Below are 5,934 nucleotides of genomic sequence, written 5' to 3'. Positions count from 1 at the left end.
CTCCCATAAGAAAAACACCTCCATTTGTCGATCTTACTACGAATACGACGTGGGAGGTGCTTTTATCTGTCTCATTTATTTAGGTCACTTCATGAGAACCTGGGGCTTCTTTATTTTAGAGCGTATCAAAAAGTACAACTTTTCGAAAGGATTTATTGATCAGTATAACTAGTGTTTTTCTTATCACGTAAAGGCTTCCTGCAAGGAACCAGCAAGCCTTTATGTTCGCTATGTTATAAGGATGTTTTTCGAAAAGATGCATCTATATAAGTTGAATAGATGAATTCGATTTATAGTCGCACATACAGGCGATCGATGATTTCTTTTTACTTTGAGCTAATATCGTGGATAAATTCGCTCACTTTTAAAGTAATCTTTCGGACATTGAGAAAAAGACGTTATTAATCACCAATTCTTTTAACCATTTCCACAAACCTTTCATGAGCTTCAACTGGGGGCCTGTAAGCTGGCAGAAATACAAGTTCCAGTCGACTCCGATTTGCTTGAAGAAATGGCTGCAGGAGCTTGACGTGATGGATGCGGGCATTATCCAGAATCAGCACGATCTTCCCGACAGGGTAATACGCCAGTACTTTGTGCAGAAGTTCCAAAAACACGATGGCATCATAAGTTTCTTCCTCGGTGCAGAAAACTTTTCCCGTTTCATCATTCAATACACCAAACCATTTGAGGCCTTTATGCAGTAACTTCAATGATGAATGAAAAAAGATCCTTTTTTCCAATGCGCGGGCTTCTAAAAAAAGCTGCGCTGGATAAAAGGATCTTTTTCATATTTTTAATTTATGACTTCATCGTCCCTGCATCTGATGGATCAACGCCGTGACGATAAAATTTTGTATGCATCGGTTCGAGCGGCTCACGCTCAAGGATCAGGTCCGCTGCTTTTTCAGCGATCATGAGTACCGGTGCATGAATGTTCCCGTTCGTCACATAAGGCATGACGGATGCATCCACGACGCGAAGGTTTTCGACGCCATGGACTTTCAGCGTCTTTGGATCAACAACGGCCATTGGGTCTGAAGCAGGCCCCATTTTCGCAGTACAGCTTGGGTGCAGCGCTGTTTCGGCATCATTTGCAACCCATTCCAGAATTTCTTCGTCGGTCTGTACAGCGTCTCCTGGAGCGATCTCTCCGGAATTAAATGGTTTCATGGCTGGCTGGGCCATGATTTCACGGGAAATGCGGATCGCTTCAACCCACTCGCGTCTATCCTGCTCCGTGGAAAGATAATTGTACACCATGCTTGGATGCTCCTTTGGATCCCTGGAGCGGATCTTCAGGCTTCCCCGTGCATCAGAATACATTGGCCCAACGTGCACTTGGAATCCGTGCTCCGTATCTGCTTTTTTGCCGTCATATCGCACTGCTACCGGTAGAAAGTGGAACATTAAATTCGGATAAGGAACAGTCTCGTTAGAGCGGACAAAGCCGCCTCCTTCAAAATGATTCGACGCTGCGGGACCTTTACGGCCAAGCAGCCACTGCAGGCCGATCCAAGGCATTTTCAACTTATTCAAGCTTGGCTGCATGGAAACCGGCTGCGGGCAGGAATACTGAATATATGCTTCCAAATGGTCCTGCAGATTTTCCCCGACACCCGGCAGATCAACGACCGGCTCGATTCCAAGCGAACGCAGGTGTTCTGCATCCCCGACTCCGGAAAGCTGAAGCAACTGCGGAGAATTGATGGCGCCGCCGGAAAGAATGACCTCTCCTGCGTTCACCTTCAGCGTTTTGCCGTTGTGTTGATAGGTCACACTTTCTGCCTTTGTCCCGTTAAAATCTATGCTTTCAACAAACGCACGGGTTCTTACTGTAAGGTTTTTCCGATTCATGACCGGGTGTAAAAATGCACGGGAAGCAGACATTCTTCTGCCTTTATGAATATGTTTATCAAACGGCCCAAATCCTTCCTGGCGGTAACCATTCACGTCCGGTGTGCGCGTATAGCCTGCTTCTACCGCTGACTCAAAAAACGCCTGGAACAACGGACTCGTTGCTGGTCCCCGTTCCAGCTTCAGCGGACCGTCCTGCCCGCGGAATTCGTCACCTTCTTCAGCTGCCAGCGCGTTTTCCAACCTCTTGAAGTATGGAAGACAGTGCGCGTAGTTCCACTCCTCCATACCTTCGTCTGCCCCCCATCGTTCATAATCGAGGGGATTTCCGCGCTGATAAATCATTCCGTTAATAGAACTGGAACCGCCGAGTACTTTTCCTCGCGCATGCTTAATGCGTCGGCCGTTCATGTATGGTTCCGGATCAGACAGATACTTCCAGTCATAGAGACTCTTTCCTGCCGGGAACGGCAAAGCCGCCGGCATCTGAATCAGTAGATCCCACGCATAGTCACTTCGCCCTGCTTCTAGTACAAGCACGCTATTATTTCTATCAGCGCTCAACCGGTTCGCAAGTATAGATCCTGCACTTCCTCCGCCAATAATTACATAGTCAAATGATTCACTCATATTGTGCACCCCCAAAGATTTTCTTCACGTAACGATGTGTGCGAAGCTATATCATAACTTCTGCTCCAGCTATTTCATTTCGTGGATAGTTGTTCATAAAATGATACTTCCTCAACATAAAGAAACGAGAAATTATTTATAGAGTTTGTTTCTATATGAAGGCGTCAGCCCGCGTAAGCGGAAGACGCCTTATTTTTTGCTGGTTGGTTAGAAAAAGTTCAGCGCTTCCGGATTGGTATTACGGAAGATGTGTTTGGTTTCGGTATACTCTTCCATGCCAATTTTACCAAGTTCACGGCCGATGCCGGATTGCTTGTAGCCGCCCCACGGTGCCTGCGCAAAGTACGGGTGGAAGTCATTGATCCAGACCGTGCCAAGGCGGAGGCCGGAGGCTACTCGTTCTGCTTTGCTGATGTCTGTGGTAAACGTCGCGCCAGCAAGGCCATAAACGGTGTTATTCGCTTTTTCTACAGCTTCTTCTTCCGAAGTGAAGGTTTCCACGGTGAGTACCGGGCCGAAGATTTCTTCCTGCACGATTCTCATGTCGGAGCGGCAGTCAGTAAAGATCGTTGGCTGAAGGAAGAATCCTTGTTGGAGCGTGTCGTCGTCCGGGCGCCCGCCGCCGACAGCAACGGTTGCTCCTTCCTGTTTACCGATGTCGATATAATTTTCGACCTTGCTCATGTGCTCCGCGGAAATAAGCGGCCCCATCTGTGTTTCTTCCTCCTGACCGCTGCCAAGACGAATGTTTTTTACCCGGTCGACGAGCGCGTTAACGAAATCGTCATGAATGGATTCTTCCACCAATAGTCTTGCACCGGCGGAACAAACCTGCCCGGCATGGAAGAAAGCGGCGTTTAATGCCTGGTCCACGGCGAGATCGAAATCGGCATCGGCGAAAACAATGTTAGGATTTTTGCCGCCAAGCTCAAGCGCGATTTTCTTCATGTTCGAGGTGGCGGCCTGCATAATTTTACGGCCGGTTTCAATACCGCCTGTAAAGGAAATCAAGTCCACGTCCACGCTTTCGGAAAGCTCAGCACCTACGTCGGTGCCTTTTCCGAGTACCAGATTGGCAACGCCTGCCGGAAGACCGGCTTCTTCCATCAATTGGAATACCTTAATAGTTGTAAGCGGTGTGATCTCACTTGGCTTTACGATGATGGTGTTTCCCGTCGCAATAGCCGGGGCGATCTTCCATGCTGCCTGCAGCAGCGGATAGTTCCACGGAGTGATTTGACCGCAAACGCCGACAGGCTCGCGGACAATTTTGCTGTCCGAGTCCGGAATCGGGGAGGCGAGGTATTCGCCGCCGTCTTTATCAGCAAGGCCGGCAAAATAATGAAACACGCCGGCGATATCATCCATATCGGCACGGCTTTCTCCCATGGTTTTACCAGTATCGAGCGTTTCGAGTTCTGCGAGTTCTTCTTTATCCCGCTCAATGAGCTGGGCAACCTTTAATACATACGCTCCGCGCTCCGAAGCGGGCGTAGCGGCCCATGGTCCTTTATCAAATGCACGGCGGGCAGCCTGTACTGCTTTTACAGCGTCCTCACGGGAGCCTTCCGCTGCCTGCGTAATAACGCTTTGGTTGAGCGGATTAATGATGTCCCTGGTTTCGCCGTTAGCAGCGTCTACCCATTCGCCGTCAATGTACATGCGAATATCCATATGTGTGTGCCTCCTATTTGTTAACTTTGTTAAAAAAATATTTAACGTTTTGAATAACTTAAATTTAACAGCTTTCGACCATCCTGTCAAAGAACTGTAGAAAAATATTTTATTAATTTGGCAGCGGAGTTGGCCTGGAATAAATAAATTTTAAAAATTTTTTATCGGCCTCTTTCCCGCGCGTGCTACTATATCCGAAAGCTTTTGATTTTCCCGGGGAATAAATAGCAACGTCGCAGGCCCCTTTTTTTGGTCAGGCATTTGACAAGAAATTTTTATACGTTAAGATTAGAGACTGTGAAGAAAATATTTAACAAATTGAATTTTTTTAATAAAAAAGGAGGGGGCCATGACGGATTCTCATCACCAGGAGGAATGGAGGGAGTCACTCGAAAGCGCCAAAGACATTGTGATTGATTCCATTGCAGAGACCATGGATTTGTACGGGGTCACAAGAAGTGTTGGTACTTTGTATGGGACCATGTATGTTGAAGGCGATATGACGCTGGATGAAATGAGAGAAAAACTCGGCATGAGTAAACCGAGTATGAGTACTGGCGTGCGGAAGTTGCAGGAGTTCAACGTCGTCAAGAAAACGCATCGGCGGGGAAAGCGAAAGCAGACCTACGTAGCCGAAAAGGATTTCTTCCGTTTTTTCACCAACTTTTTTACCCAGCAGTGGGAGAGAGAAGTGCGGACGAACTTGAGCGCCATCGAAAGCGCCCGGGAACAACTGGACATGCTGATTCAGTCGGAGGAAGCAGAAGCGTCCATAAAAGAAGAAGCCCGGGAGATTCAGCGAATTCTCAGCCAGTCGATGAAGTACTACAAATGGCTGGGTCGCCTCGTGGAGGCTATGGAAACGGGCGAGTTGTTTCAATATATTCCGATTGAAGAAGACGACCAAGAGAGATAACAGCTGTCCTTTATCTCTCCGGAAAACGATTTCGCAATATTAAGAATATTATTAAAACTTGAGGTGTTGCTGATGATAGAAAAAAATTTAAACTTACTGAAGAGTCTGGGATTTGTCCTTCTGGTAGCCGCAGTACTGATTTACATAATTGCTACTGGCGAAGAAGTCATGTGGAGCGGCTTTATTGCCATGCTTGTTTTCTATGCTTTGATGTATTACGTTGGCGCCTATTTCGCCGCTAAAAAGTCTGATTCTCTCGATGACATGATGGTGGCCAAACGGAGTCTGCCACTTGTTATCATGATTTTCACCATGGCCGCCACCTGGATAGGCGGCGGTTATATTAACGGCACCGCAGAATCAACATACGTTGACGGCCTTGTGTGGGCCCAGGCACCGTGGGGGTATGCCCTCAGCCTTATTATTGGCGGTATATTTTATGCCAGAAAAATGCGGCGCTACGAATTCAAAACCATTATTGATCCGCTCGAGCAGCGTTTTGGCAAGAAAATGGGGGGTCTGTTGTATCTTCCGGCGCTTCTCGGGGAGGTGTTCTGGAGCGGCGCGATACTGACGGCGCTTGGGACGACTTTCGGCACGATTTTAGGGATCGATTTTACGACGTCGATTGTTATTTCAGCCGTTATCGCGATTGCCTACACCGTATTTGGCGGGATGTGGGCGGTTGCCTATACAGACCTTTTACAGATGATTCTGCTGTTGGGAGGTTTGTTTCTGGTGCTGCCGTTTGCCTTTGGCAACACCGGCAGCCTGAGCGTCAACTGGAACGATTATCAGGCGGATCTTGGCACCTATGCGAACCTTTTTCCGCCGCTTGACGGGTGGAATCATCCGGA

5 protein-coding genes are annotated in these 5,934 nt (G+C 47.9%); 2 read left to right on the top strand and 3 right to left on the bottom strand.

What is annotated here, in order from left to right; genetic code table 11:
- Positions 1-401: 401 nt before the first annotated feature.
- The 3 genes from G548_RS18605 to betB form a co-directional block, all read right to left on the bottom strand.
- A complete protein-coding gene (locus G548_RS18605) occupies positions 402-743 on the bottom strand; it encodes a transposase (RefSeq protein ID WP_084687397.1) in 342 nt (113 codons plus the stop codon).
- Positions 744-801: 58 nt separating this feature from the next.
- Positions 802-2,487: a choline dehydrogenase gene (betA, locus tag G548_RS0116625; RefSeq protein ID WP_022795271.1), complete on the bottom strand. Its 1,686-nt coding sequence runs from the start codon at positions 2,485-2,487 to the stop codon at positions 802-804.
- A 207-nt stretch (positions 2,488-2,694) separates the two neighbouring features.
- On the bottom strand, positions 2,695-4,161 hold the full coding sequence (betB, locus tag G548_RS0116620; RefSeq protein WP_022795270.1) for a betaine-aldehyde dehydrogenase: 1,467 nt from the start codon (positions 4,159-4,161) through the stop codon (positions 2,695-2,697).
- A gap of 349 nt (positions 4,162-4,510) precedes the next feature.
- On the opposite strand from betB, the gene cudC reads away from it, so the two are divergent.
- Both cudC and G548_RS0116610 read left to right on the top strand, forming a co-directional pair.
- Entirely contained in the window at positions 4,511-5,077 is a 567-nt protein-coding gene (gene cudC, locus G548_RS0116615) for a choline uptake/conversion transcriptional regulator CudC (RefSeq protein ID WP_022795269.1), read from the top strand.
- Positions 5,078-5,149: 72 nt separating this feature from the next.
- The coding region (locus tag G548_RS0116610; RefSeq protein WP_022795268.1) for a sodium:solute symporter family transporter at positions 5,150-5,934 on the top strand (785 nt) is incomplete at its 3' end.

The organism is Marinococcus halotolerans DSM 16375, assembly GCF_000420725.1.
Lineage (GTDB): Bacteria > Bacillota > Bacilli > Bacillales > Marinococcaceae > Marinococcus > Marinococcus halotolerans.
This window is presented reverse-complemented; position numbering and strand designations above follow the sequence as displayed.